The 23,830-nt window shown below is 71.2% G+C and carries 23 protein-coding genes and 4 pseudogenes; 12 read left to right on the top strand and 15 right to left on the bottom strand.

Annotation, left to right across the window (positions count from 1 at the left end; all coding sequences use genetic code 11):
• The first annotated feature begins 469 nt into the window (after positions 1-469).
• The 3 genes from ACFYUZ_RS32210 to ACFYUZ_RS32220 all read left to right on the top strand — a co-directional run bounded on the left by ACFYUZ_RS32210 (position 470) and on the right by ACFYUZ_RS32220 (position 2,976).
• On the top strand, positions 470-2,158 hold the full coding sequence (locus tag ACFYUZ_RS32210) for a serine/threonine-protein kinase (protein WP_389315217.1): 1,689 nt from the start codon (positions 470-472) through the stop codon (positions 2,156-2,158).
• A gap of 88 nt (positions 2,159-2,246) precedes the next feature.
• Entirely contained in the window at positions 2,247-2,555 is a 309-nt protein-coding gene (locus ACFYUZ_RS32215; RefSeq protein WP_389315219.1) for a hypothetical protein, read from the top strand.
• A gap of 91 nt (positions 2,556-2,646) precedes the next feature.
• Entirely contained in the window at positions 2,647-2,976 is a 330-nt protein-coding gene (locus tag ACFYUZ_RS32220; protein WP_389315220.1) for a hypothetical protein, read from the top strand.
• A 377-nt stretch (positions 2,977-3,353) separates the two neighbouring features.
• On the opposite strand, the gene ACFYUZ_RS32225 is transcribed toward ACFYUZ_RS32220, so the two are convergent.
• Positions 3,354-3,566, bottom strand: coding sequence for a hypothetical protein (locus tag ACFYUZ_RS32225; RefSeq protein ID WP_389315222.1), 213 nt, complete (start codon positions 3,564-3,566; stop codon positions 3,354-3,356).
• 659 nt (positions 3,567-4,225) lie between these two features.
• Here ACFYUZ_RS32225 and ACFYUZ_RS32230 point away from each other — a divergent pair.
• Positions 4,226-4,539 (top strand): annotated as a pseudogene (locus tag ACFYUZ_RS32230) (glutaminase); the annotation flags it as partial.
• A gap of 118 nt (positions 4,540-4,657) precedes the next feature.
• On the opposite strand, the gene ACFYUZ_RS32235 reads toward ACFYUZ_RS32230, so the two are convergent.
• On the bottom strand, positions 4,658-4,936 hold the full coding sequence (locus ACFYUZ_RS32235) for a hypothetical protein (RefSeq protein ID WP_389315513.1): 279 nt from the start codon (positions 4,934-4,936) through the stop codon (positions 4,658-4,660).
• An 83-nt stretch (positions 4,937-5,019) separates the two neighbouring features.
• Between ACFYUZ_RS32235 and ACFYUZ_RS32240 the strand changes: the two are divergent.
• Positions 5,020-5,256, top strand: a pseudogene (locus tag ACFYUZ_RS32240) (IS5/IS1182 family transposase); the annotation flags it as partial.
• A 10-nt stretch (positions 5,257-5,266) separates the two neighbouring features.
• Here the strand turns inward: ACFYUZ_RS32240 and ACFYUZ_RS32245 are convergent.
• From ACFYUZ_RS32245 to dnaB, 3 genes and pseudogenes are all read right to left on the bottom strand, one after another.
• A complete protein-coding gene (locus ACFYUZ_RS32245) occupies positions 5,267-6,070 on the bottom strand; it encodes a CPBP family intramembrane glutamic endopeptidase (RefSeq protein WP_389315224.1) in 804 nt (267 codons plus the stop codon).
• 515 nt (positions 6,071-6,585) lie between these two features.
• Complete coding sequence (locus ACFYUZ_RS32250) at positions 6,586-7,062, bottom strand: hypothetical protein (protein WP_389315226.1); 477 nt, start codon at positions 7,060-7,062, stop codon at positions 6,586-6,588.
• A gap of 320 nt (positions 7,063-7,382) precedes the next feature.
• A pseudogene (gene dnaB, locus ACFYUZ_RS32255) lies at positions 7,383-8,690 on the bottom strand (replicative DNA helicase); the annotation flags it as partial.
• A 1,078-nt stretch (positions 8,691-9,768) separates the two neighbouring features.
• Between dnaB and ACFYUZ_RS32260 the strand changes: the two are divergent.
• Entirely contained in the window at positions 9,769-10,032 is a 264-nt protein-coding gene (locus ACFYUZ_RS32260; RefSeq protein WP_389315228.1) for a helicase associated domain-containing protein, read from the top strand.
• A gap of 469 nt (positions 10,033-10,501) precedes the next feature.
• The gene (locus ACFYUZ_RS32265; protein ID WP_389315230.1) at positions 10,502-10,726 is read left to right on the top strand and encodes a helicase associated domain-containing protein; all 225 of its coding nucleotides are present in this window, start codon (positions 10,502-10,504) and stop codon (positions 10,724-10,726) included.
• 190 nt (positions 10,727-10,916) lie between these two features.
• On the opposite strand, the gene ACFYUZ_RS32270 is transcribed toward ACFYUZ_RS32265, so the two are convergent.
• The gene (locus ACFYUZ_RS32270; RefSeq protein WP_389315232.1) at positions 10,917-11,825 is read right to left on the bottom strand and encodes a LysR family transcriptional regulator; all 909 of its coding nucleotides are present in this window, start codon (positions 11,823-11,825) and stop codon (positions 10,917-10,919) included.
• A 95-nt stretch (positions 11,826-11,920) separates the two neighbouring features.
• On the opposite strand from ACFYUZ_RS32270, the gene ACFYUZ_RS32275 reads away from it, so the two are divergent.
• Entirely contained in the window at positions 11,921-12,802 is an 882-nt protein-coding gene (locus tag ACFYUZ_RS32275; RefSeq protein ID WP_389315234.1) for a PhzF family phenazine biosynthesis isomerase, read from the top strand.
• 79 nt (positions 12,803-12,881) lie between these two features.
• Here the strand turns inward: ACFYUZ_RS32275 and ACFYUZ_RS32280 are convergent, their stop codons facing one another.
• A complete protein-coding gene (locus ACFYUZ_RS32280; RefSeq protein ID WP_389315236.1) occupies positions 12,882-13,667 on the bottom strand; it encodes a MerR family transcriptional regulator in 786 nt (261 codons plus the stop codon).
• A 172-nt stretch (positions 13,668-13,839) separates the two neighbouring features.
• On the opposite strand from ACFYUZ_RS32280, the gene ACFYUZ_RS32285 reads away from it, so the two are divergent.
• Positions 13,840-15,066, top strand: coding sequence for a serine hydrolase domain-containing protein (locus tag ACFYUZ_RS32285; RefSeq protein ID WP_389315238.1), 1,227 nt, complete (start codon positions 13,840-13,842; stop codon positions 15,064-15,066).
• A 474-nt stretch (positions 15,067-15,540) separates the two neighbouring features.
• Here ACFYUZ_RS32285 and ACFYUZ_RS32290 read toward each other — a convergent pair whose 3' ends face one another.
• Both ACFYUZ_RS32290 and ACFYUZ_RS32295 read right to left on the bottom strand, forming a co-directional pair.
• A complete protein-coding gene (locus ACFYUZ_RS32290; protein WP_389315240.1) occupies positions 15,541-15,816 on the bottom strand; it encodes a hypothetical protein in 276 nt (91 codons plus the stop codon).
• Positions 15,817-15,917: 101 nt separating this feature from the next.
• A complete protein-coding gene (locus ACFYUZ_RS32295) occupies positions 15,918-16,466 on the bottom strand; it encodes a VanZ family protein (RefSeq protein ID WP_389315242.1) in 549 nt (182 codons plus the stop codon).
• A gap of 308 nt (positions 16,467-16,774) precedes the next feature.
• Between ACFYUZ_RS32295 and ACFYUZ_RS32300 the strand changes: the two genes are divergently transcribed.
• A complete protein-coding gene (locus ACFYUZ_RS32300; RefSeq protein ID WP_389315244.1) occupies positions 16,775-17,455 on the top strand; it encodes a DUF4230 domain-containing protein in 681 nt (226 codons plus the stop codon).
• A gap of 499 nt (positions 17,456-17,954) precedes the next feature.
• On the opposite strand, the gene ACFYUZ_RS32305 is transcribed toward ACFYUZ_RS32300, so the two are convergent.
• Complete coding sequence (locus ACFYUZ_RS32305) at positions 17,955-18,512, bottom strand: DUF6328 family protein (protein ID WP_389315246.1); 558 nt, start codon at positions 18,510-18,512, stop codon at positions 17,955-17,957.
• A gap of 477 nt (positions 18,513-18,989) precedes the next feature.
• Here ACFYUZ_RS32305 and ACFYUZ_RS32310 point away from each other — a divergent pair, with 477 nt between their 5' ends.
• Positions 18,990-19,274: a cupin domain-containing protein gene (locus tag ACFYUZ_RS32310; protein WP_389315248.1), complete on the top strand. Its 285-nt coding sequence runs from the start codon at positions 18,990-18,992 to the stop codon at positions 19,272-19,274.
• A 285-nt stretch (positions 19,275-19,559) separates the two neighbouring features.
• Here ACFYUZ_RS32310 and ACFYUZ_RS32315 read toward each other — a convergent pair whose 3' ends face one another.
• From ACFYUZ_RS32315 to ACFYUZ_RS32325, 3 genes are all read right to left on the bottom strand, one after another.
• Complete coding sequence (locus ACFYUZ_RS32315) at positions 19,560-20,012, bottom strand: SRPBCC family protein (RefSeq protein WP_389315250.1); 453 nt, start codon at positions 20,010-20,012, stop codon at positions 19,560-19,562.
• A 199-nt stretch (positions 20,013-20,211) separates the two neighbouring features.
• Positions 20,212-20,586, bottom strand: coding sequence for a PRC-barrel domain containing protein (locus tag ACFYUZ_RS32320; protein WP_389315252.1), 375 nt, complete (start codon positions 20,584-20,586; stop codon positions 20,212-20,214).
• A 115-nt stretch (positions 20,587-20,701) separates the two neighbouring features.
• Positions 20,702-20,923 carry a DUF6458 family protein gene (locus tag ACFYUZ_RS32325; protein ID WP_389315254.1) on the bottom strand — a complete coding sequence of 74 codons (222 nt, stop codon included), beginning with the start codon at positions 20,921-20,923 and terminating at the stop codon, positions 20,702-20,704.
• Between the two features lie 293 nt (positions 20,924-21,216).
• On the opposite strand from ACFYUZ_RS32325, the gene ACFYUZ_RS32330 reads away from it, so the two are divergent.
• Positions 21,217-22,335 carry a protein kinase gene (locus ACFYUZ_RS32330; protein WP_389315256.1) on the top strand — a complete coding sequence of 373 codons (1,119 nt, stop codon included), beginning with the start codon at positions 21,217-21,219 and terminating at the stop codon, positions 22,333-22,335.
• Between the two features lie 174 nt (positions 22,336-22,509).
• On the opposite strand, the pseudogene ACFYUZ_RS32335 reads toward ACFYUZ_RS32330, so the two are convergent.
• Both ACFYUZ_RS32335 and ACFYUZ_RS32340 read right to left on the bottom strand, forming a co-directional pair.
• Positions 22,510-22,772: pseudogene (locus ACFYUZ_RS32335) on the bottom strand (IS5/IS1182 family transposase); the annotation flags it as partial.
• A gap of 67 nt (positions 22,773-22,839) precedes the next feature.
• On the bottom strand, positions 22,840-23,781 hold the full coding sequence (locus tag ACFYUZ_RS32340) for an SMP-30/gluconolactonase/LRE family protein (protein WP_389315258.1): 942 nt from the start codon (positions 23,779-23,781) through the stop codon (positions 22,840-22,842).
• Between the last annotated feature and the right edge of the window lie 49 nt (positions 23,782-23,830).

The following is a 23,830-nucleotide window of genomic DNA, read 5'->3' on the forward strand; positions in this document are numbered from 1 at the left end:
GTTGGCGCGCGGGTAGTAGGTGGAGTACATCTCGGCCGGGTCGACGGTCGGGAGGATCGCCGGGAAGCGCTCCCCGCGACCATTCCCGGCACCCCTCCTCGCCTCTGCGGAGGATCCCGCGTGCAACCGCAGGCCCTACAGGCCCACACGACCCGATCGTCACACGCGCGATCACCTGATCCAAGCGGCTTCGTCGCCCGAGTTATCACACAGCCCTGCCGGGACGAAACGCTCCTTAATCCGCGCGCGCCGTTGAGCTTCGCGGAAGGGACTCCGGGACCGAGGCGCAGCAGCAGTGGGCGCTCGGCGCGGTCCGCTGCCCGGCCGTCGACACGGAGTGTTCGCAGCGCGTGGAGGTGCTCTCCGGCGCGTACGAGATGGCCCAGTAGCCTCCTTGCCGCAGCCCGTGCCGGGTGACAGGCCGGGCTCGCTCCGGTCTGCCACCCGAAACCGCCTACGATGACCGCTCATGAGCACGAATGATGACCGAAGACCCCTGGTCGACGGGCGCTTCCGACTGATCTCCCGACTCGGCAGCGGCGGCATGGGCACCGTCTGGCGCGCCCGCGACGTCGCCCTCGACCGCGACGTGGCCCTCAAGGAGGTCCGCCCGTCCGACCCCGCCGTCGAGGAGGCGAACCCCGGATTCGCCGCGCAGCTGCGCGAACGCGCCGTCCGCGAAGCCCGCGCCCTGGCCCGGCTGTCGAACCCGCACGTCGTGACGATCCACCACATCGTCGAGCCGCAGGACGGCTCGCATCCGTGGATCGTGATGGAGCTCGTCGAGGGCAGCTCCGTGTACGACCGGCTCGCCGCGGGCCCGATGCCCGTCCCCGAGGTGCTCGCCCTCGGCCGCCAGGTCCTCTCCGCTCTGCGCGCCGCGCACACCGCCGGCATCCAGCACCGCGACGTCAAACCCGCCAACGTCCTGCTCCGCCACGATGGCGGGGCCGTGCTCACCGATTTCGGCATCGCCGCGTTCGACGGCGCCACCTCCCGGCTCACTTCCACCGGCGACCTGATCGGCTCGCCGGAGTTCATCGCCCCCGAGCGGGTCCGCGGCGAGGAGGGCAACCCGGCCTCCGACCTGTGGTCGCTCGGCATGCTCCTGTACGTGGCGGCCGAGGGGCACCACCCGCTGCGCCGCGCCACCGGCCTCGCGACCGTGGTCGCGGTGCTCGACGACCCCATCCCCGCGCCGGTGCGGTCCGGCGCACTGGGTCCCGTACTGACCCGGCTCCTCGTCCGCGATCCGGCGCAGCGGCCGGACGGGGCGCTTCTGGACCGGCTGTTGGCGGAGGCGGAGGGCGGCGCGGCCGTGGCTCCTGCTCCCGTCACTGTTCCTTCTGCCCCCGTCACCGTCCCTGCCACCCCCGGCCCGTACGCGCAAGCGCCCGCGCCGTACCCGCACCCTGCCTACGGCCCGCCCCCTGCGCCGGGCGCGGGCTTCGGCCCGCCGACGCTGCCCACTTCCGCGCCCTCGAGCCCGCGCAAGCCCGCCGCAGGCGTCGCCGTCGGCCTCGCGCTGGCGGCTGCCGCGGTGATCGGCGTCGTGAATCTGTTCCCCGACGGCGACAACGGCAGCGGCGGGACCTCCGGGGCGAAGGGCGGAGCCTCCCCTAGCGGCGCCGTACGCACCCCCGGCCAGGGCTCGGGCACGGGCACGGTTTCGTCCGCCTCCGCCCCCGCGCCCGCGGTCCGCGGCAGCCTCCTCACCACCGCCAACGTCCGTGCCGTCATCGCGGAGTTCCGTCGGGCGAGCGGCACCACGACGATCAAGGACCTGACGGTCTACGAGGAGTACGCCCTGGCGAACATCCCGACCCGGCCCGGCGCGAAGACCTACGACGCGTACGAGTACCGGGCCGGCGTGGCCAGGAAGACCGGTCCCGGCGGCACCATCAGTGCCGACGACGCCGACGAGCAGCCCTTCGACGTGTCCACGATGCCCTGGGACAGTCTCCCCGCGCTGATGAAGCGCGGCGAACGCGACCTCAAGGTGGACGATCCCACGATGCGCTACGTCGTCGTCGACCGCTGGACCTTCAACGACGACCGTCCGACACTGCGCTTCTACCTCAGCAACGACTACCAGGCCAGCGGCTATCTCGCTGCCGATGCCTCCGGCAAAGTCGTGTCGACCCTGCCCGCGTCCTGAGGTCACCGCCTTTGCGGGTCGCAGCTGCCCGCAAAGGCTCCTACGAGCGGAGCATGGCACAGACACAGACACAGACAGGCGTACCGGTGTGCAGACGATCCTGGTCACCGGCGCCTCCGGGGCCGTCGGCCGCCAGATCGTCTCCTACGAGACGTTCCTGAGCGCCGCGTTTGCCGAGCAGGCCGGGCCGGTGGCCGACCAGTGCCGCGACCGCTGGTTCTGCCTGTTCCACCCGAACGGCCCCCGCTGCCCCGACATCGAGCGGTGGACGTCACCGCGGGCCGTCCGCGCAGACTGCGGGCTGGTCGACGCCCGGCAGACGTGGAAGAACGGCAACACCGTCGGCAAGTACGGCCGAAGTCCGTGTACTGCTGCCCCCGCTGCGGCGTCGAGGTGAACCCTCCGGTCGGGCCCCCTCCGACATCATCGGCTGGTCGATGGGAGCGCCTCGGATCGGCGACCGCACCCGACCGCTCGCGGAGAAGACGATGGCGCTCATACGGTCCGGCCTGGAGAAGTACGGCACCGCGCTGGTGCCGGTGAAGGGACGGGACGGGAAGCAGCCGTTCGGCATCGACCGGCCGGCCCGGACGGTGACGATCCGGGTGCCCACGGATGTCGTCGTGTTTCCGTCGTTCATCGCCGAGCTGAGAGGCGGCGGCAGCAAGCATCATCCGGTCGCCGAGCCCCTCGCGAGGGAACCACCACGGCCTGGTCGAGCCCGTCCCGCGGGGCGAGGACTGCGGCTTCCGCATGCTCCAGGCGAAGGAGTATGCCGCCGCGACGGCGTGGCCTGCGGCGTCGAATCCATCTCGTAGGAGGGCCCGTATGAAGGCCCGCGTCGTCGACGACGAGTTCCGGGGCAGGTGGCAGTACGTGGCCACCTGCCCGGGCGGCTGGCAGTACGCCCGCTTGGGACGCCGACGGGGCGTTCCTCGTCACCCTCGCCGTCGCCCACGGCTGACTGAAGAAAGGAGCGCGTTGAAGATCCGCATCTACGGCTACCGCGGCATCCGGCACTGGCGCTACCGAGCTGTCTGTCCCTGCGGCTGGTCCCTCGACACACACGTCGGCGCCGCCATCCCCCTCTTCCCCCTCTTCATCCGAGACCACCGCCACACATGCCGGAAGCGCACATGACCCTCCGCATGCGCGCACCCCATGGCAGCTGGAAAGGGCGCAGGGACGGCTTCGATCAAGGGAGGGTGACGTTGTTGAGGGCGTTGTGGGTGGGCAGGGTGTCGGCGGCGTTGTCCTGCTGGTCGCCGTTTCCGAAGCTCTGGGACAGCAGTCCGAGCCCGGGAAGGTTGTTACCGACGCTGTCGGCCGACGCCGCCCCGGCCGAGGTGAGGACGGCGAGGGCGGCGACAGTGGTGGAGGCGAGTACGCGGCGGCTGAAGATCGTCATGCCGTGCTCAACGAAGCCGGCCGCGGCAGGACACGCAGCTCACGCCGCCCGCCTCCACCGCCGACGCTGTGGTGACGGCGCGGTCGTCGGCGACTCGGGATCCGCCTCGGTGCCTGGGCCTCAGGAACTTCCGGGTCGATTCGGGCGAGGGCGGCGGCCAGAGTGTCGATCGCGACCAGGAAGTCGTCGGCGGCCGCCGCGTTCCATCCGTACCCGGCCGTGGCGTCCGCGAGCTCGCATGCCGCCTCCGCTGCCTGGTTCGCCTGCTTCTCGATGCCGGGTCCTGGCCGGTCCACCAGCCCCATACCGGCAACAACGTCTGGGAGGCACCGGGGAAACTTACTGTTCATTTCAGAATGAGGTTCGGAGCCGTCGCAAGCAGAGCAGGAAAGGGGACGTGCACGCCCGGAGGAGCTGGTCCCCCTCGCCGCCGTTCTCACGGCGGAGGAGAACTCCAGCACGCTTGCGTGGGCAGAGACGACGAGCGCGCGGAGCCCGAACGACCTGAGGCCGGTCACCCGCTGCCGCGACGGGGGCGCCGGTGCGGTCCTCCGGCGCCGGACCGAGCGCCGTGCCCCGCGGTCCTCCTCCGCTCCGCCCACGCACGTCCTTGAGGAACACCCCATGCCCGACAGCCCCACCGCGTTCGGACGGGCACAGTGACCACAGTCGGAACCAGACGCTTCGGCTCCGTACTGGACCGCATCGAGAAAGAGACCGCCGCGCTCGGCGAACGCGGCAGTCCCGCCGACTGCATCCCCCTGCTCGCCGGTGCCGACCCCCGGCGCTTCGCTTGGCTGTCGCCGAACCGGACGGAACGTTCTACGGCGTCGACGACTGGCAGCAGCCCTTCTCGACGCAGTCCCTCACCAAGGTCTTCGCCCTGGCCCTGGTCCTCTCGCTGGACGGTGAACGGATCTGGCAAGGCGTGGGCCGCGAGCCTTCGGGCAACCCCTTCGACTCCCTGGTTCGGCGGGCGCCTTTGGACCGTCTGGTTCGCATCCGCCAGTCGCCTGTTCGCCTCTGGCTCGACGCCTGTCACGACGGCTTTCCGGCGAGTGCGGCCAGGCGATCCCTTGCTCTCGTGGGAGTCAGCGGATGCCCTGGAAGCCGGGACCGAGACGGCGCTGATGGCGGGGCCGGCGTCCGGTGTGCGGGCCCGGCACTGTGCTCGGCTGGACGGGGGCCGAGGCAGGGCCGTCCTCGATGGGCAGGCCCAGGCGGCGGGCGACGACGGTGGTCCGCCGCTTCGGCTTCTGCCGGGTCTCGGTCTTCCGCGCCTTGGCCGCCTCGCGGGCGGCGAGGAGGCCTGGCAGTGAGGAGTGCCTGGCGGCGAGGTCGACGCCGGACACCTCCGGTGCGGCGCCCACGCGGTCACCTCCAGGTTCTCGCCGTCCAGCGGGCGGGCGGCGAGCTCGGGCAGGCGCTGCGCCCACGGCGCGGACCAACCTGACTCTCTGTCGGGAGCTCCGGCGCCAACCTCCATGACAGCCAGGCCCTCACCCCGCTGGTCCAGGGCATACCGTCGGCCCATTCACACCGCGGCCGACGTCAACGCAAGCCCGGCAAGCTCCCTACCGACAAGGGCTACGGCTGCCGCCACCCGCGACGATGGCTCTTCGGCTGAGGCATCCGACACCGCATCGCCTGCAGAGGCGTCGAGAGCTCTCAGCGGCTCGGACAGCACCGGTAGACCACGGTCAGGCTGTCGGGCTCGGTGTACGAGTGGGAATTCCACGTCGGTCGGCGAGTCGAGCGGCTATCAGGCAGAACGCCGGAGCGAACAGCAGCTCGGCCGCGAGAGCTTGCCAGGGTGCATCCGCAGCGGTGCTCTCATCGGCCAGCTCTCCAAAAACCGCAGAGAGCGAGAAGGCGATCAAGTTGTTCACCGTATGAACGGCGATGACCGCCTCCAAACCACCCGTACGGACGGTGAGCCAGCCCCACCAGGCCGCCGAGTAGCACAGCAGCAGGAACCCTGACATCTGCCCGAAGCCGTGGGCCAAGGCGAACAGCAGCGAAGCCACCGCCACCCCGGGCCATGGCGAGCGAAGAAACCCGCCGAACAGCTGGACCAGCCAGCCGCGGAAAACGAACTCCTCGGCAGCAGCCTGGAAGGGAACGAGCGCCCACAGCACCAACAGACTCAGCAGAAGTTCGGACCAGCCGGGCATCTCCCCGGTTACGGTCTCAGAGCTCTCCTGGAACAGTTCCCAAACGATCAGCACGAGGTTCTGGACAACGAGCACGACCGCAGCCAGCCCGAAGCACCATCCCAGCCACCCCCACCGCAGCCGTCCGGTGACGGACGCGAGGGTGCCGGCAGGCCGTTTCCCGCACACACGGACGGCAAGGAGCACGGCCGGAGTCCACAAGGCGAGGCCCACCAGCAGGACGGCATTGTCGAGCAGCGGGTCGGCGAAGAATGCCTCGCTGTCGTCTGGAGCCCATTCCAGTCCCAGCAGCGTGCCGGCGACGGCAGAGCCGATGAACACAAAGATCATCCCGGTCACCATCAGTGCAAGGGCGAGGAAGAACTCCCCGGTTCGCGCCCCAGCACGCTGGCGCCCGTTGCGCCCTTGCTCGTGGTAAGCGGCCCCTGGCGGTGCGGTCGTCGGTCCAAGCGCACGGGCTGGCGGCGTGGGACCCTGCAGGCCCCACCCGACCGGTGGAGCGGGCCATGGCTGTGGAGGGGGCACCCCATCCCCCGGCGGGGGTGCCCAAGAATCGTGGGGGCGGTGCGGAGGCCCTGGTATCGGATCGGACATCGTCTGCTTTCTCACACTACGCATGCACGGATCACTGTCCCCGAAGTCTGTCACTCCTCTCCCAGCCATGAAATCTCTCGCGTGTACTACGCGGCTCAGTCGACCGTCCAGGCAAACACGGGGAACTGGAGATCGACTGGCCGTGCCCGCCGCCGCTCGGCGGCCCCGGCACCGGCGCGGGCTGCGCAGTGCACCCACGCAGTGCACTCGCTTCGCAGACAGCACCGGCGAGCACACAGAGCCGAGCAGGGCTACCGATCCTTCTGAGGCGGAAGCGGCCATGGGGCTGCCCCCACGCGGATGCTTGGCTTCTTCTTCCGGTCGGTCCGGTGGGCGATGAGTGTCTGGCGGATTTCGGCGGCGGTCTTGCGGGCGTGCTCGCTGGTGGAGGTGACCTCTGCTGTGCCGGGCACGAAGCGGTGCTCGGGCTGCTGGCAGTAGCCGCAGGGGGTGTCGTCGTGGATGAGGTACCCGTCCTCGCAGGCGGGGTTCTGGCAGGGGCCGCGGCCGACGAGGAACTCGGCGATCTCCTGGGGTGCCCAGCGCCGCCGGTTGTCCTCATCGCGTTCGTGGATGGCGTGGGACCAACGGGTGTGCCAGCGCCGCTCGACGCGGGCGAGGAGCTGTGCCGGGGTCCGGTGGTTGAGTTCGGCGAAGAGGATGTCGGGCAGGTTCCGCGGGAACCGGTGGCCGAGGGCCTGGAGCAGGGGCTGGGGGAAGCCCTGCATGACGAAGCCGACCGGATCGCCTCCCGGTCCCTTCCGCCACGTCCGGCACGGGCAGGGGCCCGTCTCCGGAACCCTGTTGCCGCAGCGTGCGCACCTGCCCTGGCATTCCGCGCAGACCCCGTTGTTCAGCCCTTCGAGGTGGGGCGCCGGCGCCCGGCCGCATTCCATGCAGCACGACGCGCACAGGCCACACAGGCGCTCGTCGCCCAGGCGGGTCGTCCAGGACCGCTGTTGGCAGCGGCAGCACAGGTGAGCCTTGCAGTAGTCACTGTGTGCGCCGTCGTACCGGCCGAGATTCTCAAGCACTGGGGCTTCTCCTTTCAGGTCTGGGCCATGTCGACGAACCGGGAGTAGTGGCCCTGGAAGGCCACGGTGATCGTTGCGGTGGGGCCCTGGCGGTGCTTGGCGACGATGAAATCGGCTTCGCCTGCCCTGGGCGAGAGCTTCTCGTAGGCGTCCTCGCGGTGGAGAAGGACGACAAGGTCGGCCATCTCTTCCAGAGTGCCGGAGTCGCGCAGGTCGCTGATCATGGGTTTCTTGTCGGTGCGTTGCTCGGGACCACGGGTGAGATCGGACACGGCGATGACGGGGATCTCCAGTTCCTTGGCCAAGGCCTTGAGGCCGCGGGCGATCTCGGAAACTTCCTCGTAGCGGGAGCTGAAGCGGCGGGTGCCGTAGTCGAGGGCCTGCAAGGAGTCGACGACGACCAGGCCTACACCGTTGCGCACACGCAGCCGGCGGCACTGGGCTCGCAGATCGAGAAGGGTCCCAGACCCGGCGTCCTGGATGTAGAGCGGGGCAGAGACGACCTCGGGCATCCGCTTGGCGAGCCGGTGCCAGTCCTCGTCCCCCATCGTGCCGCTGCGCATGTAGTGGAGGGCGACGCGCGCTTCGGCGGACAGGATCCGCATGGCGATCTCGTTGCGGCCCGACTGCAGGCTGAAGAGCACGCTGGGCGTGTGGTGCTTGATGGAGGCGCTGCGCAGGAAGTCCATGGCCAGGGTGGATTTCCCCATGGCAGGACGAGCGGCGATGACGATCAGGTGCCCGGGCATGAGACCGCCGGTCAGGGCGTCGAGATCGGTGAACCCGGTAGGGATGCCGGGCAGTGTTCCTGACCGGCTGCCGATGGCTTCGATGTCGTCGAGTGCGCCTTCCATGATGTCGCCCAGAGGCAGGGCACTGTCGGAGGGGTACTGACGGCTCGTGGCCTTGAAGAAGGCGCTCTGGGCCGCCTCCAGGACCTCGTCGGCGTCGTCGATGTCTGCATCCGTCACGAGGCGTTCAGCCTTGCGGGCCGCCTCGACGGTCGCCCTGAGGGCTGCCGCGTCAATGACCCGCTGCGCCGCTGCGTTGGGATCCTTGCGGGCGCCGGATGCGTGGACCAGGTCGTGGACGACGTCACGGCTGACGGTCTCCAGTTGTTTCCGCTTGACCAGCTCGGCTTCGACCGCAGTGGGATCGGCGGGGGCCCCGGCGCTGAAGAGGTCAAGAAGAACTGAGTACAGCAGCCGATGACCAGGGTCGTGGAAATCGTCCGGCACCAGCGTCGTCGCAACGTCTGCGATGGAGTCCTTCGACAGCATCATCGCCCCGAGGACAGCACGCTCAGCGGCGAGATCTACGGGCATGCCGTCCCTGTGAGTGCCCATCGTCTCCCCCACCGTCCATGACGCATTCCTTGATCGCAGTCACACGGTAAAACGCCGACCCGAACACCGTCATGGTGTCTCGCTGATTCGTCAGATCGATGGGCCAGCCTGGTCCTTCCCACCATGGGCGACACCCGGGAAACAGCCGTACGCTGTGGTTCCCTGCTCACGGACGGAGTCAATCGTCCAAAGCCCACGACCGCGCGGTGCGCTGTGAGAGGAAGCCGGCGCCCGATCGCCGCAGTCCCTTCTGTCTTCACCAACCGGTCGACACAGAGAGACGCACGGCTGGACGGCCAGCGGCTGTCAGGGACATCACCGTGGTGGCGGTGCAGGAGGCAAGTGGCAAGCTTCGCGCATTTCGGGCATTTACAGCGCTTCATCCGGCCTGACGCAGCGCGGGAGCGGTGGTCGGCGCCGGCCGCCCGGCGCGTTCGGCGCGGCGGCGCGGGCCCGCAGGATCGCGGCGACGCGGACGGATTCGGGGCCATCCCCGCGGGCGCGGGGAGCAGACTCTGTGAGCTGCAGTTCTACCGCACACGCGGCTCAGCCGAATTCACGAAAGCCTTCACCCGGCCCGCCTGCATCTGGTCAGCGACCTCATGGCGTGAGACGCCCTTACCGGCGGGCGTGCTCCAGACCGTGGCCTCCCGTGCTTCCTATGCCTCTGATGCGCCGCTGCCTGCGGGAGGGGGGACCGCAGGCAGTGTGTGCGCCAGTCGTCGCCGCCGTCCACGACTCGGGGGGATATCCGCAGACGGCGGCGCTGACGTCCGTCTGCCCGCAAAGTCACTTCTCACACCAGGCTTTCTCAAGAACGGCAGGGGGTGTGTGACGGCCGGCATCCAGGGCACACGGAGGTGGAGCGGATGGGACCCGCTCTCTTGCCGGGCCTGGGGCCTCCCCCGCCCACAGAGCCCGGCATGGTGAACACCCGGCCCGCACCGGTGGTGGGGTGCGGACCCACGAGGAGCCCCGGCCCCATACGGCCGGGGCTCCTCGGCATCCGCCACCACGCACCGGCCTCCGGCGCGCAATCAGCGGTAAGCCGGCCTTGGCCTTGTTCCCCTCCCGTCAGGACGGGGCACGCGGCTGGGCAAAGCTCAGACAGCACGCCGAACGCGAGGGCCACGCCCGGGTGCCCTACGGGCACGAGGAGGGCGCCCACCCCCTCGGGCAGTGGGTCGCGGAGCAGCGACGGGCGTGCAGGGCGGGGCAGATGAGCGGCCTGCGCGCCCGGCGGATGGAAAGGCTCGGCATGGTCTGGTCCCCCTATGAGGTCGCCTGGGAAGAGGGTCTGACCGCGGCGCGGGGGTGAGCCACCGAGAACGGGCACCTCTTGGCGCCGCTGGACGCGGTGCTCCAGGGAACCGCGGTGGGGATCCGGCTGATGAACGCACGGGCCGCTGCCCGGCGCGCGGCCGAGCTGGAGCAGCGCCGGGTCGCAGGACTGACCGTGGAGTCATGGGCCGGGACACTGTCGGCGGAGCGACGCGAGCAGCTGGAGGAGATCGACCCGCCGTGGTATCCGGTCTGGCCCGTCGCCTGGCAAAGGGCGTTCCGCCTCGTGCGCCAGGACCTGGACGAGGGCGGAATGCCGCCGGTAGCGGCCGGGGATGTCGTACACCAGGGCGAGGACCTGGGGCGGTGGGGGGCGGGCGCAGCGGCTCGGGTTCGCCCAGCTGACCGGTGTGCAGCCGTGGATGTGAGAGCACGTCCTCGGGATCACCCCGGCCGCCGAGGAGGACAGGCCGAAGGCCCGGGTGAGTCAGGCGCAGAAGGGGGCGATGCGTTACGGCGCCGTCCACCAGTTCTACGAGTGCGAGGGCCATCCGACCGTGCCGAGGAAGCACGTCGAAACCGTCGTCTTCGACGGCGACGGCGAGGGCCAGGAACAGCGGGAGGTGTTGCTCAAGCTCGGTGCGTGGGTCGGCAGCCAGCGCTCCCGGGCGGCGTCGCCGGCGCCGGAGCGGATCGAGCAGCTGCCTGCGATCGGGATGAGGTGGGCGTGAGGGGTGTGGTCGTCGCCATGGTCGTGGCGCTCGGCGCCGGCTGCTTCCTCGGACCACCTGCGGCCGTGGCGGCGCCTGGGTGACCGGGCGGTCCGGGAGGCGGGGTGAAGAGATGCGAAGCGGCCGGCCGACCGCGGACGTCGCCGGGCGGACCGTCGGCCGGGCCCGCTGTCCGCCGGGGCGAGCGCGTTCACTGCGGGAAGTGGTGCGGCAGTTCGGCGGTGAGTGCCGCCGTCGCGGGGGAGATCCAGCGCCGGCGGTGACGGGCCAGCTGGACGGCGACGTCAGGGAACCGCGGTCCGGGGACCTGTGCCAGACGGCCCGCTGCGAGCGCGTCCGCGATGTTGGCGCGGGCCAGCAGGCTGAGGCCGAGGCCCGCGGCGACACAGGACCGGGCGGCCTCCAGACTGCCGAAGCGCGTGATCCGGGGCTGTGTGCCTCCGGCCTCGGTGAGCAGCCGGTCGACGAAGCGGTCGCTGTACGAGCAGCCCTGTTCGTGCAGGAAGTAGTCCTGGCGGGCCAGCTCCGCCCAGTCGGCGGGCGCATCAGCGGCGTTGCGGGCGAGGGGATGCTCGGGAGAGCAGACGAGCACCAGCGGCTCACGGGCCAGCGGCGTGCACGAGATGTCGCGGAAAGCCGTCTCGTCCTCCAGGAGAAGCGCCACGTCCAGCTCGCCGGTGCGAAGCGCGGCGACCGCGGTGGCGGTCCCCATCGTGCGCAGGTCCACCTCGATCCCTGGGTGGCTGCGCCGCAGCGCGGCGATGACTCCCGGCAGCCGTGCGGACACCAGTGTCTCGCCGGCCGCGACCACCACGCGCCCGGTCACCCGACCGTCCGCGCCACCTGCCGAGGCGGCGACCGCTCGCAGCCGGGACTCGGCCTCCAGCACCGCTTCGACCTGTACCAGCGCCTCACGCCCGGCACTGGTGAGCACCACTCCGCGCGGCAGCCTGTCGAAGAGGCGCAGGTCGAGCTCCTTCTCCAATGCCTGCACCTGGGCGGTGACGGTGGACTGGGCCAGGTGCAGCCGCTCCGCGGCGGCGGTCAGGTTCTCGGTCCGGGCAACGGCGGCGAAGGTGCGCAGCAGTCGGGTGTCCATGCTGTCGAACCTAACCAATTCCATCGGGTAATTCGATGGATCGGATCGAAATCCATCGTTTGTAGGGATGTCTGCGCGGTGCCACAGTAGGGGGCATGAACCTGAGGACACGCCCCGAAATCCTGCGCTACGCCGCCTTCACCACCGACCCCGCCGGGGGCAACCCGGCCGGCGTCGTCATGGACGCGGCCGCGCTGGACGAGGCCGCCATGCTCGCCATCGCCGCCGAAGTCGGCTACTCGGAAACCGCGTTCGTCACGGCCGCCGACGACACGGCACGCCGGTTCCGGCTGCGCTACTTCAGCCCGCTCGCCGAGGTCGCCTTCTGCGGCCACGCCACCGTCGCCACCGCGGTGGCCCTGGCCGAACGGATCGGCCCCGGCCCGTTCGTCTTCGACACGCCGGTGGGTGAGATCGCCCTGGACACCTCCGCCGGGCCCGAAGGGCCCGTGACGGCGACGCTCACCAGCGTCCCCACCCGCTCTCGGCCGGCGAGCGACGAGGAGGTGAACGCCTCCCTCGCGGCTCTGCGCTGGTCCCCGGAAGACCTCGACCCCGCGCTGCCGCCGCACGTCGCCTTCGGGGGGAACGAGCACCTGGTCCTGGCCTCGGCCACCCGCGAGCGCCTCGCGGCCCTCGACTACGACTTCGACGCCCTGGCCGAGGTCATGCACCGTCACGGCTGGACCACGCTCCAGCTGGTCTGGCGCGAGACCCGGGAACTCTTCCACGCCCGCGACCCCTTCCCGGTCGGCGGCGTCGTCGAGGATCCGGCCACCGGTGCCGCGGCCGCCGCCCTCGGCGGCTACCTGCGCACCCTTGACGCCCTCCCGCCCACCGGGGTCCTCACCGTCCGCCAGGGGGAGGACCTCGGCCGACCCAGCCTGCTCCGGGTCGAAGCCTCCACCGCTCACCCGCGGGTGCGGGTGAGCGGGCAGGCGGTGCCGATCACGGGTGCGAGCACGAGCACCAGCTGAGGAGGACCCTGAGCGCGCCGAGGACGCCGCACACGCTCGAGACGGGCCCCACCGGTCGGACCCATTCCGAAAGGATCGGTCAGCGGTGGGGCACGGCGATGCCGGCGGCGCGCAGTTCCGTCTCGACCAGAGCGTTCAGCCGGGCTATGGACGGCGCCCGGTCCTCCATGTGGTGGTTGACCATCCCGTAGCGGGCGGCGGTGTCGGATCGCTCTTCGAACCCGGGCGGCATCGACAGCAGTTCGCGTCGGGCCAGTAGTCTGCCGGCCAGTTCGCGGGCCAGTTCCCCGATCCGCGGATCGTCCGGATCCCAGCTCCTCGCCTCCCAGCCGCGCTTGGTCAGCTCGACGGTCTCGGGGTCGGCGAGCGATTGTTCGAGCCAGGTCATGAAGCCGTCGAAGATCTCCGGGACCAGTGCTCGAGTCAGTACGAGGGCTTCTCGCTGACCGGTCACATAGGCGGGGTCGAAGCCGAGTCCGGCCAGTGTTTCCAGGATCGCGCAGGCCCGGTCGGGCAGCAGGGCGCGGTCGCCGTGGTCGAGGCGGTGCAGCCTGTCGCGGCGCGCGGTCAGGTCCTCGATCCGGGCGGTGAGCTCGCGGTGGACCTCCTCCAGGATGGCGGCGAAGGCCTCGGGACCGGCGTCGAGGAGGTCGCCGATCTCGGCCAGCGGCACCCCGGCCGCGGCCAGGGTGCGGACCTGGACCAGACGGAACAACTCGTCCGAGCGGTAGCGGCGGTAGCCGGAGGCGTCGCGTTCCGGCTCGGCGACCAGGCCGAGCCGGTGGTAGTGCCGCACGGTCTTGATCGTGACGCCCGCGTACGCCGCCGCCTGACCGATCGTGAGCCCGAGCCCGTCCGCCGTCACCCTGACGCTCCTCCGTGTCGCTGGTCGTCGCGGGGCGAGGATAACGCGCCCGGGTCCGCCCTTGACCTTGACCCTGGGTCAAGGGTGCAGCCTCTTGCCACGGCCCTTCGGAGGGCCGCGCGGCCACCGGTGAGCGGCCGTGGGAAATGACACCGTGAACAGGAGACACGCCATGGCAACGAACGACAGCGGCTTCACCGAGGCGGGACTGCGCCGGCTGCGCGAGGTGCTGGAAAGGCACGTGGAGTCCGGAAAGATACCCGGTCTGGTCGCCCTCGTCGGCCGCGGCGGGCGGACGCACGTCGAGGCGATCGGCACGATGCGGCACGACGGCGGCCCGCCGATGCGCCGGGACACCATCTTCCGGATGGCGTCCACGTCCAAGCCGGTCACCATGGCGGCGGCGATGGTCCTGCTCGACGAGTGCCGGCTGCGACTGGACGACCCCGTGGACCCGTGGCTGCCCGAACTCGCCGACCGGCAGGTGCTCAGTCGGCCCGACGGCCCGCTGGACGACACCGTTCCGGCGCGGCGGCCGATCACCGTACGGGACCTGCTGACCTCCACCTTCGGGCTCGGCACCGACTTCGAGTCGATGACCTCGCCGATCAGGGCCGCGACCTTCGAACGCCTCGACTACAGCGTGGCCTCCGGTCCGGCGCCCCACCAGGACGAGTGGATGCGCCGGCTGGGCGAACTCCCGCTGCAGTACCAGCCGGGTGTGCGCTGGCAGTACGACCTCAGCAACGAGGTGACCGGCGTGCTCGTCTCCCGGGTCGCCGGACAGCCGCTGGAGGCGTTCTTGCGCGAACGGATCCTCGATCCGCTGGGTATGAAGGACACCGGCTTCCACGTGCCCGCCGACCGGATCGACCGGCTGCCGCCCCTGTACGGGCCCGACCCGCAGACGGGCGAGTTCGCCGTCTGGGACCAGGCGGCAGGGGGATCGTTCAGCGCCCCTCCCGTGTTCCAGGGCGCGGGCGGCGGACTGGCCTCCACCGCCGACGACTACCACGCCTACTTCCGCATGCTGCTGAACCACGGAGTGCACGACGGCGAGCGCATCCTGTCCCGGGCCGCCGTCGAGCTGATGACCACCAACCGCCTCTCCCCGGAGCAGATGAAGGCCCGGGGAGCGATGTTCGACGGCGTCGCCCACCTGTCGTCCGGCCAAGGTGCGGCCGGTGGCTGGGGGTTCGGCATGTCGGTGGGCACCAGCCGCGACGACTACGCTCCCGTCGGCCGGTTCGGCTGGTTCGGCGGCACCGGCACCACCGCCTACGCGGACCCGACCCACCAGCTCACCGGCATCCTGCTCACCCAGGTCGGACTGTCCACCCCGGATTCGCCGCGGGCCATGGCCGACTTCTGGACCACGCTCTACCGGGCCCTCGACTGACAAGGTCCCCAGCACCGGAGCGGACCGGGCGGGTCCGCAGAAGGCCGGGGCGGACACGCCGGCCGAGGCCTTCGCTCGACGGGGCTGCTCGGGCCCACCGACGAGGACCGGGCACAACCTGACCGACCGTCCCCTCCCGAAAATGCGGGATGCGGGTGTCGGATTCAGGGGCATGCGGGGGTGGAGCGCATGGGACCGCTCCGGATAGACAGAGTCTGCCGGTAGTCCCCTTCCCCCTTCCGACAGGCTCTTGGGTTGCCGAACGGCCCGTACCACCGGGTGATGGTGCGGGCCGTTCGGCATGTCCCGACCCCCGGCGTCCATGGAATGGCGCCTGTGGAGCGGGAGTCTGCCGTGCCCGCGCGGTTGGCTTTACGCCGGTTCACGGTGCGGATCGCAACGTCGACCGGCCGGCACGCCCACACCCACCTCGAAGAGGAGCCCCCATGGCTACGACCACGAAGGAGAACCCCTTCATGGATACCTCGCCCGCCGCCCGCACGAGTACAGACGGCCCGTGTCTTCCTGACCGGTGAAGTCGGCCCAGCCGACGAACTCGCGCTCCGCCTTGAGCCAGGTCCGGGCGGAGGTGTCCGGGGCGTTGAGGGACTTGGCACTGGTGCGGGCCTCGGTTGCGGGTGCGCCGAGACAGCCGCCCTTCCAGGACCTGCTGTGGGAGCTCGTCGGGGTCGCCTCGGGCCCCGGCGTCCCGGGGGTCGCGTGCTCGGCCCGGCCGGGCCTCTCCACCAACGCACCGGCCTACGCCGACTGGATCCGAAGGACCATCAGGCACCACGCCTGAGCGCCGACACACGCCGACCGCCCCGGTTCCCCGCTTCCCCGTCACGGCGTCAGGCCGACGAGTCGCCCGGGCGTCGCTTCCACCAGCGGGGGCGGGTGCGGGGGCGTACGGCGCGCCCCAGCCGCCGTCCGACGAGCGCGTAGCCGAGGAGCGCTCCCGTCGTGTTGAGGAGGACGTCGTCGATGTCGAAGGCACGTCCTGTGACGAGCGCGCCCTGCACCAGTTCCACGAGCAGCATGGTGGCGGCGGTGACGAGCACGACCCTGAGGAGTCCGCGGGTCCTGCGGGACAGCAGCGGCAGCAGGATCCCGAAGGGGACGCCGAGTGCGATGTTCCCCCCGACCTGCTTGACGGTCTCCACGAACCCGGGCTGGTTGAGGTAGTTCTCGATCGACCGGCCAGGTGTCAGGTTGCTGTGGGTCAGGGGTTCGGATGCCGGCGAGGCCTCCAGGGTGAGTCTGGCCAGGACCACGGCGAACGCCACCATGCCCGCGAAGGCCGTCAGGGTGACCAGCGTCCGTACGAACCGCCCCGGGCCCCGTCGGGCCGGGGCCGTCGTCCTTGCCTCCGGCGCTCTCGCCCCCGGCCGGCCCGGCATCGTCCCCGCCGCTCCTCCCGCCTCTCCCCTCCGCCCGACCCCCTCCGGATCCGTCTCGACGGGTGCCGCCGCCGTCTTGCCTCCCGTCCCTCCGGCCCGTCTCCATGACGCTCTCCAATCGATCATGCGCCTCTTCCTCCTCTGGACGACCGTGTGCGGACGGGCCCCGCGTACCCGCGACGAGAGGGCTGTATGCCGTACGGCCCATGGGAGAGCACCCGTCTGACACACCTTCCACAGGGGCATCAACTCGCCACAGAGCGAGCCAAGTTGGGGATGAGCGGCGCCGATGCGGGCACCAGGCGACCATGGGAGAAGACACCGAGAACAGACCCTCGCCGCCCCACCGGACACGAAGGCGCTCCGAAGGAAGGTGGCGTCTCGTCACCGTCGTTCTGCTCGTGCTCGCCGTCGCCCTCATGCTGATCGGCCAGTTCCTCGGGATCCCCGGGCTGGACGTCTTCGGGACGCAGGTGAGGGACCGCTCCGGTCCCGCCGTCCTGAAGTCCGTCCAGGACCTGAGCCGGTACGAGGGCGCGGCGGGGACCTACCAGGTGGTGGTCGACCTGGAGCACGACGCGCGGTTCCTGCCGGACTCGATCCGCGGCACCCGCACCCTCTACGTGGCGAACGGCAGTGTCGGCGCCTACGTCGAACTGGGCCGTCTCGGGGACGACTCCGTGACCGTCGACGCGGATCGGACCGAGGCCACCCTGCGCCTGCCGCACGCCAGGCTGGCCGCTCCCGCGCTCGATCCCGAGCGCTCGTACGCCGTGTCCAAGCAGCGTGGTCTGCTCGACCGGCTGGGCGACCTCTTCTCGGACAACCCCGCGAGCGAGCAGGCCGTCAACGTCCTCGCCGCCCAGCGGATCAGCGACGCCGCCCGTGAGTCCGGCCTGACGTCCCGGGCGGAGCGGAACACGACCGAGATGCTTCAGAGACTTCTGCGCGGCCTCGGCTTCGAGCGGGTGACGGTCACCTACTCATGAGCGGGATCCGCGCGGGTCACGCCCTGGGGACGCGCCGATCAGCGCGGGAGCGGCGGGCACGCGGACCGCTCCGGAGGTGTTCTGGAAGATCCTCTCGACCTCCCCCGTACGCGGCTCCTGCACGGACGTTCCCGGCGCAGGGAGGGGTAGGGAGCAGCCCCGGCACCTCCCCCCCCTCCGCGCCTCGACTCTTCGGGTTCATGGCGGAGAAACGTGTTTCGTCGTCGTGTTCACGGTCAGTCGGATCCTCGAACATGGCCCTGGACTTGGAAGGATTCCGTCGTGCCGGTCGTGCTGATCCTGGTGTTCGGTGTCGGGGTGGTGATGGCGTGGTGGAGCATCTCGCCTGGCCCGCGGCGGTGTACGGAGGGGGTCCCGGTGAGCGGCCGTGGTCGGCCGTCACCGGGGCCGGGCCCGTGAGCGGCACGCTCGCACGGGCCGAGGCCGGCCTCCACCGCTGTGCGCGGGAGGCCGGCCTCGGCCCTTGCGAGCGTGGGAATCAGTTTCCGCTCGTGTGATGCGTGCGGACCCACAGGGGCAGGGCGAACCAGCAGACCAGGTACCAGACGAGGACACCGGAGACCAGCCAGGGCACGTACGGGTCGTGCGTCGCCACCCTCAGGATGAGGAACAGCGCGGACGTCAGCGTCGCGAGGAGGAGCACGATGCCGGTGAAGGTGAGCCGGGAGGCCCAGACGACGGCCTGGGGCTTGACCCTCCGTCCGGACACGATCCGGTGGAAGGAGACAGGGCCGATCAGCGCACCCGTCGCCAGCGAGCCGAGGACGACGGTGACCAGGTAGATCGTCTTGTCGGCCTGCTGCAGCTCGTGGAAGAGCGGAGTGAACACCACGGTGAGGAGGAAGCCGAGGAGGATCTGGACGCCGGTCTGGGCGACCCTTATCTCCTGGAGGAGCTCCTGCCATCGCCGGTCCGCGCGCTCCTCCTCGGTCTCACCCCGCCCGTCCGCGCCGGTGCCCGGCTCCCCGGCGTTCCCTCCGCGCCGCGCCTCGTCCTGCTCGTCCTTCGGCGTGGCAACGCCGTTTCGTCCGTCCATGAAGATCCTCCTCGGGAGTGTGGGACAGGAGCGGGCCCGCGCTCTCCGGCGATGCTCGCCCGGCGCGGAGAACGGGTTCTCGCGCGGTGCGCCGCGGTTCGGCAGGAAACACGGCCCCGAACGCCGACGTACGGCGGCCGGTCGGTCGGCCCGTCCTGCCGCGGAGGGGCGGCGTGCGTGCGGACCGCACACGGGTGCCGACGCCCTCACGCGAGGGGAACCACGGATCGTGCGGAGTGAGCGCGTCCCATCGCTCAGCACCCGTGTGCCCCGGTGACAGGAACCCATGCCCCCTCTTTCGCCGTCGCAGGGGCCGCCTTGGCTCATGCGCTCTGCCTGGCGGCCGACAGAAGACCCGGTCCGGGGTCAGGGCCGGGTCTTCCCCCGTCAGGGGGCGGCAGACGGATAACCTGCCGCTCGGAGCGCTGCCCGGCCCGCCGCGGCGCCCGGAACCGACGACGGCGAAAAGAGCGACCGATGACCACCACGGCCCGCGCGAACACACAGCACGAGGACGACCGGGTCCGCGTCACCCGCTGGGACTTCGAGCCCGGCCAGTCCACGGGCCTCCACGTGCACGCGTACGACTACGTCGTCGTCCCCGTCACCGACGGACGGACCCGTGTGATCACCCCCGACGGGGCGGTCACCGTCTCGGAGCTGAAGGCGGGTGAGTCCTACGCACGCCCGGCGGGCGGGGAGCACGAAGTCGTCAACGCCGGCACCGCTCCGCTGGCCTTCGTCGAGATCGAGCTGAAGTAGCCCGGTCAGGGCGGCGAACCCTCTTCTCCGCGCTGCCCCGCTTCCCACACCGCCTGGGCCCGCGGCCGGCGCCTGTCGTGTCCACCGACCGGCCGGATCGCGCGTGCCCCTTCGCGAACGGGCGGCCACCCCGCGCCGGAGGAAACCCTGTGCGGGGTGGCACACGACGGCGTGGGCCGGACGGGAATTCGTCCGGCCCACGCCGTCGTGTGCCGCTGAACGCTTCAGGCCCTGCGGCCGCGGGCCCTCGCCCGCGTGTCGGGCCCTCGCCCGGCTACCTGGTCCTCAGACCGAGCCGCGCCAGGCGCCCGTCTCCTGGCCGCCTCGCTCTTCGATGAACGACTTGAACCGCTTGAGGTCGCCGGTCACCTTGCGCTTGACGAACCCGAGCTTGTCGCCGACCTGCTCCGTCAGCCCCTCGGGGGCGAAGTCCATCTGGAGCATGACCTTCGTCCGGGTCTCGTCGAGGCGGTGGAACGTGACGACGCCGGCCTGTCGCGCCTCGCCCTCGACGGTCGTCCAAGCGACCCGTTCGTCCGGGATCTGCTCGGTGATGACGGCGTCGAACTCGCGACGCACGCCACCGATCTCCGTGGTCCAGTGGGTGAGCGTGTCCGTACGCTGCTCGATCCGCTCCACGCCGTCCATGAAGCGCGGAAACGTCTCGAACTGGGTCCACTGGTCGTATGCCGCGCGGACCGGAACCTCGACCTCGACGGACTCTTCCACCTTCGACATGCCAACACCTTTCTCGTAGACGGGACTTCCCTCCCCCTCGGGGATGGATCGCCATGATTCGCATGACCCGTCCTGGACGGATCACACCTTTTCGTCAGGAACCGAACGCTTCCCGTATCGCCTGAAGGCCTCAGGCCTTGCTCCACCGGGCACGCCTCACCGGCGGGGACGGCCCTGAGGGGAAACCGGCCGCGGCTTGTCAGATGGCGCCCGTGCCACCCGAGAAGGGACCGCCGGTGCGGTAGTACTGGCTGATCTCCTCACGGTACTGCCGGTCGGCGAGGTGCTTGTCGGAGACGAACTCGGGCGCGTCCTTCACCTGCTCCTTGGACAGGGCGAGGTGGATCGTGTGCTCCTCCAGGTCGACGCGGGTCACCGTGCTCGCCGGGATCAGCACCTCCTTGCCGAAGATCCAGACTCCCGTGTCCACGACCAGATAGGCGTCGTCCACCTCGTCGGAGTGCTTGTCCACCTTGCCGATGTGCCCGTCGGACGCCTCGACCCGCCATCCAGTGAGGTCGGTGCCCGCCAGGTGGCCGGACTCCGTGCTGTAGGACCAGAGACGGTCGGTCATCGCTGTCACTCCTCTGTCGCTGTGCGTCGTGTGCGTCGTGTGCGTCGTGTGCGTCGTGTGCGTCGTGTGCGTCGTGTGCGTCGTGTGCGTCGCGGCACCGAACGTGCGGGCCGCCTCAGAGCAGGTCACGCCGGTCGTCGGTGGCCGTGGGCGCCACGGGCGGGACCACCATCCGGCGGCGGCGAAGAACGCTCGTGTAGACGGCGGTTCCGAGGAAGCCGACCGCCATCAGGATCAGGCCGACCAGATCGAGGTCGACCGCTTCGACCTCCCAGTCGGACGCGAAGGTGAGGATGGCGCCGACGGCGATCATGATGATGAACAGTCCCAGACCCATGGTTGCTCCCTCCCATGCGGGTTGGACAGCGTCCGCGTACCCGGGACTCAAGGGAGCATGCCGCTCCCCCGCGCTCGGCCGGAATCCGCCCTTCCCGCCCGTGCGGGCAGGCGTCCTCGCCCCCTTCCCTTCCTGCCGGGGGATGTTCATGGACCGACGGGGCACGCGTCAGCCGCGAGCCCGTCCGCGCACCGGCGGGTGGCACACCCGCCGATCGTCCCGTCGGCAGACGGCCGACCACACCCCGGGGAGCACCGATGCAGGTCCGCGCGAGGCCCTTCCATCCGGATCTCATGCTGACGGCCCACGCCGTCGCCGGCCGCTACCGGCTCGACCGGCTGCTGGGCCGCGGCGGCTCGGCCGACGTGTACGAAGCGCTGGATCTGCGGCTGCGGCGCCCGGTGGCGGTGAAGGTGTTCCGCCCGGAGGACGCCCGTCGGGCCGGGGCGCGGTGCGGCGAGGAGGCCCGGCTCCTGGCGCGCATGCAGCATCCCGGCCTGGTGACGCTCTACGACACCGGCCACGACGAAGGCCGGCCCTATCTGGTGATGCAGCTCGTCCGGGGGACGACCCTGCGGCGGCGCGTGGCCCGGACGGTCCTCACGCACGCCGAGGTCTGCCGGATGGGGACGGTGCTGGCCTCGGCTCTCGTCCATGTGCACGCCCATGGGGTCGTCCATCGCGACGTCAAACCGTCGAACATCCTCCTGGACCGTACGGACGCCCCGCACCTGACGGACTTCGGCATCTCCCGCTGCTTCGACGGGTCCGCGACCTCCGTGCCCGAGGGCCCCGGCACGCTCATCGGGACCGCCTCCTACATGGCACCCGAACAGGCCATGGGCCGGAACGCGGGGCCCGAAGCCGATGTCTACAGCCTCGGCCTGGTGCTCCTCGAAGCGCTGAAGGGCGAGGCGGAGTACGGGGGAGCTCCGCTGGAGGCGGCGCTGGGGCACCTGGAGCGCCCTCCGGTGCTTCCGCCGGGCCTTCCGGCGGAGCTCGCGGCCCTGCTGACGGCCATGACCGCCCGGGCCCCCGAGGCCCGGCCCGACGCGGCCGCCTGCGCCCGTGTCCTCACCGACCTGCGGAGGGCCGGACGCACCTCCCCGGCTGCCCCCGGGTGCGCCTCCCGGGGCGGGCGGGCGGCCCGTCCCGTCTCCGAAGGCCCTTCCGGACCGGTCGGCGCACGCACGTCCGGCCGCTCCCCCGGCGCCGGCCGTTCAGGTCGCCCGGCCGGCGCGCGGGCCGTGGCGGCGACCCTGGTCACCCTCGGGCTCACGCTGACCGGTTCCTTGGGCGGCGCCCCCGCCGGGGAGGCGGCAGCGCCTCGGCCGGGGACGGCGGACGGTGCCCGGACGATCGCACCGGCACCCCTCGCACCACGCGCGGACGATCCCCGTCCGACCCGCTGACGATCGACCCGCTGACGATTTCCTGGTGAGGCATCAGAAAGCCGGCATGCAGGCCCCCATGCCCCCCGCTGCCGCTGCACCCGGTCTCCTTCAGGTGAGGGCATGGCCGTACGAAGCGGCCAGGGTCTCCAGTTCGGGAGCGCCGAAGTTCGACGGTGATCCGTTGTGATGACGGGCGATGACGGCGGCCTTGATCGTGTTCTGTTTCTTCTCGCCCGACACGAATGCCCTACGGCCTCCCCGGCCCGCGGCCGGTCGGCGTACCTGGACGTCGGTGGCGTCCAGCCGCAGCCGGACACCTTCGGCCTGGGCGTAGGTGAAGGCGTCCTCCGGGGTCCGCAGCCGCACGCCGGGCCTGTCCGGGGCTGCGAACCCCCGCCCGCCAGAAGCCGGCGCACCTCACCGACCGCGCGGGTGACGGTGGGACGGTCCACCCCGTCGGCGACCTGTCGTCGCGCCGGGCCCGCTCCTGCGCACGGCCCGGAGGCGCCGGATCGTGGTGTTTCAGGGGCGGTTGCCCATCGAGGGGAAGGCGAGGCCCGTCGGCGTGTTCAGGCCGGTGGCCGGGAGGGTGGTCTGGCCACCGCCCGTCTCCTGGACACGGACCACCCTGTTGTTGAAGCCGTCGGCGATGTACAGGCCGCCGCAGCCGTCGAGCGCGAGGCCGAGCGGGCCGCTGAGACCGGCGACGGGGACGGTGGCCTGGCCGCCGCCCTCAGCGATCTTGACCACACGGTTGTTGCCGCTGTCGGCGATGTAGAGGTCCCCCGTGGCGCTGAGCGCCAGGCCGGTCGGCTGGGAGAGGCCGACGGTGGGGACCGTGGACTGGCCGCTCCCGTCACCGGCCACCTTGACGACCCGGTCGTTGACGAAGTCGGAGACGTACAGGTTCCCGGCGGCGTCCAGCGCCAGTCCCCAGGGGTGCAGCAGCCCCGTGGTCGGTACGGTCGCCTGGGTACCGCTCGCCACGGACACCTTCACGACCCGGTCGTTGAAGCTGTCGGCGACGTAGAGGTTCCCGGCCCGGTCGAGGGCGAGCCCCAGGGGGCGCGACAAGCCGTCGACGGGGACGGTGGACTGGCCACCGCCGCGCGCCGCCCTCACGACCACGCGGTTGTTGCCGGTGTCCGACACGTAGAGGCGGCCCGACGCGTCCCAGACCATGCCCGTCGGCCGTACGAGACCCTCGAAGGGCACGGCTGTCTGGTCGCCGCCCCTCGTGGGCAGGGCGACAACCCGGTTGTCGCCGTAGTCGGACACGTACAGGAGCGCATGCGCGGAGGTCCGGCCGTCCTGCGCCGGCGTCGCTCCCGCCATCGTCGTGGGCAGCGCGCACAGCGCCACGAGGCCCACCGCGGCAACGAGCCGGCGGGGCCACCGGCGCGTGGCACGCCCCTTCGAGGGCACGGACGTCACCGTTCCGGGCCCGGCCGTCGTACGCACCATGACTCCCCATCGGGTCTGAGCGGCCGGCCCGCCGCCGTACCTGCGCCGA

It is taken from the genome of Streptomyces sp. NPDC004266, from assembly GCF_042874095.1.
GTDB lineage: Bacteria > Actinomycetota > Actinomycetes > Streptomycetales > Streptomycetaceae > Streptomyces.

Coding starts and splice junctions, on each gene's coding strand:
- ACFYUZ_RS32295 (WP_389315242.1), bottom strand. CDS start 16,466: ATGCCGGGCCGGCCGGGGGCGAGAGCGCCGGAGGCAAGGACGACGGCC.
- ACFYUZ_RS32315 (WP_389315250.1), bottom strand. CDS start 20,012: ATGTCGAAGGTGGAAGAGTCCGTCGAGGTCGAGGTTCCGGTCCGCGCG.
- ACFYUZ_RS32310 (WP_389315248.1), top strand. CDS start 18,990: ATGACCACCACGGCCCGCGCGAACACACAGCACGAGGACGACCGGGTC.
- ACFYUZ_RS32250 (WP_389315226.1), bottom strand. CDS start 7,062: ATGCAGGGCTTCCCCCAGCCCCTGCTCCAGGCCCTCGGCCACCGGTTC.
- ACFYUZ_RS32275 (WP_389315234.1), top strand. CDS start 11,921: ATGAACCTGAGGACACGCCCCGAAATCCTGCGCTACGCCGCCTTCACC.
- ACFYUZ_RS32270 (WP_389315232.1), bottom strand. CDS start 11,825: ATGGACACCCGACTGCTGCGCACCTTCGCCGCCGTTGCCCGGACCGAG.
- ACFYUZ_RS32300 (WP_389315244.1), top strand. CDS start 16,775: ATGGGAGAAGACACCGAGAACAGACCCTCGCCGCCCCACCGGACACGA.
- ACFYUZ_RS32330 (WP_389315256.1), top strand. CDS start 21,217: ATGCTGACGGCCCACGCCGTCGCCGGCCGCTACCGGCTCGACCGGCTG.
- ACFYUZ_RS32305 (WP_389315246.1), bottom strand. CDS start 18,512: ATGGACGGACGAAACGGCGTTGCCACGCCGAAGGACGAGCAGGACGAG.
- ACFYUZ_RS32225 (WP_389315222.1), bottom strand. CDS start 3,566: ATGACGATCTTCAGCCGCCGCGTACTCGCCTCCACCACTGTCGCCGCC.
- ACFYUZ_RS32245 (WP_389315224.1), bottom strand. CDS start 6,070: ATGATCTTTGTGTTCATCGGCTCTGCCGTCGCCGGCACGCTGCTGGGA.
- ACFYUZ_RS32210 (WP_389315217.1), top strand. CDS start 470: ATGAGCACGAATGATGACCGAAGACCCCTGGTCGACGGGCGCTTCCGA.
- ACFYUZ_RS32220 (WP_389315220.1), top strand. CDS start 2,647: ATGGCGCTCATACGGTCCGGCCTGGAGAAGTACGGCACCGCGCTGGTG.
- ACFYUZ_RS32265 (WP_389315230.1), top strand. CDS start 10,502: ATGCGTTACGGCGCCGTCCACCAGTTCTACGAGTGCGAGGGCCATCCG.
- ACFYUZ_RS32340 (WP_389315258.1), bottom strand. CDS start 23,781: ATGGTGCGTACGACGGCCGGGCCCGGAACGGTGACGTCCGTGCCCTCG.
- ACFYUZ_RS32325 (WP_389315254.1), bottom strand. CDS start 20,923: ATGGGTCTGGGACTGTTCATCATCATGATCGCCGTCGGCGCCATCCTC.
- ACFYUZ_RS32285 (WP_389315238.1), top strand. CDS start 13,840: ATGGCAACGAACGACAGCGGCTTCACCGAGGCGGGACTGCGCCGGCTG.
- ACFYUZ_RS32320 (WP_389315252.1), bottom strand. CDS start 20,586: ATGACCGACCGTCTCTGGTCCTACAGCACGGAGTCCGGCCACCTGGCG.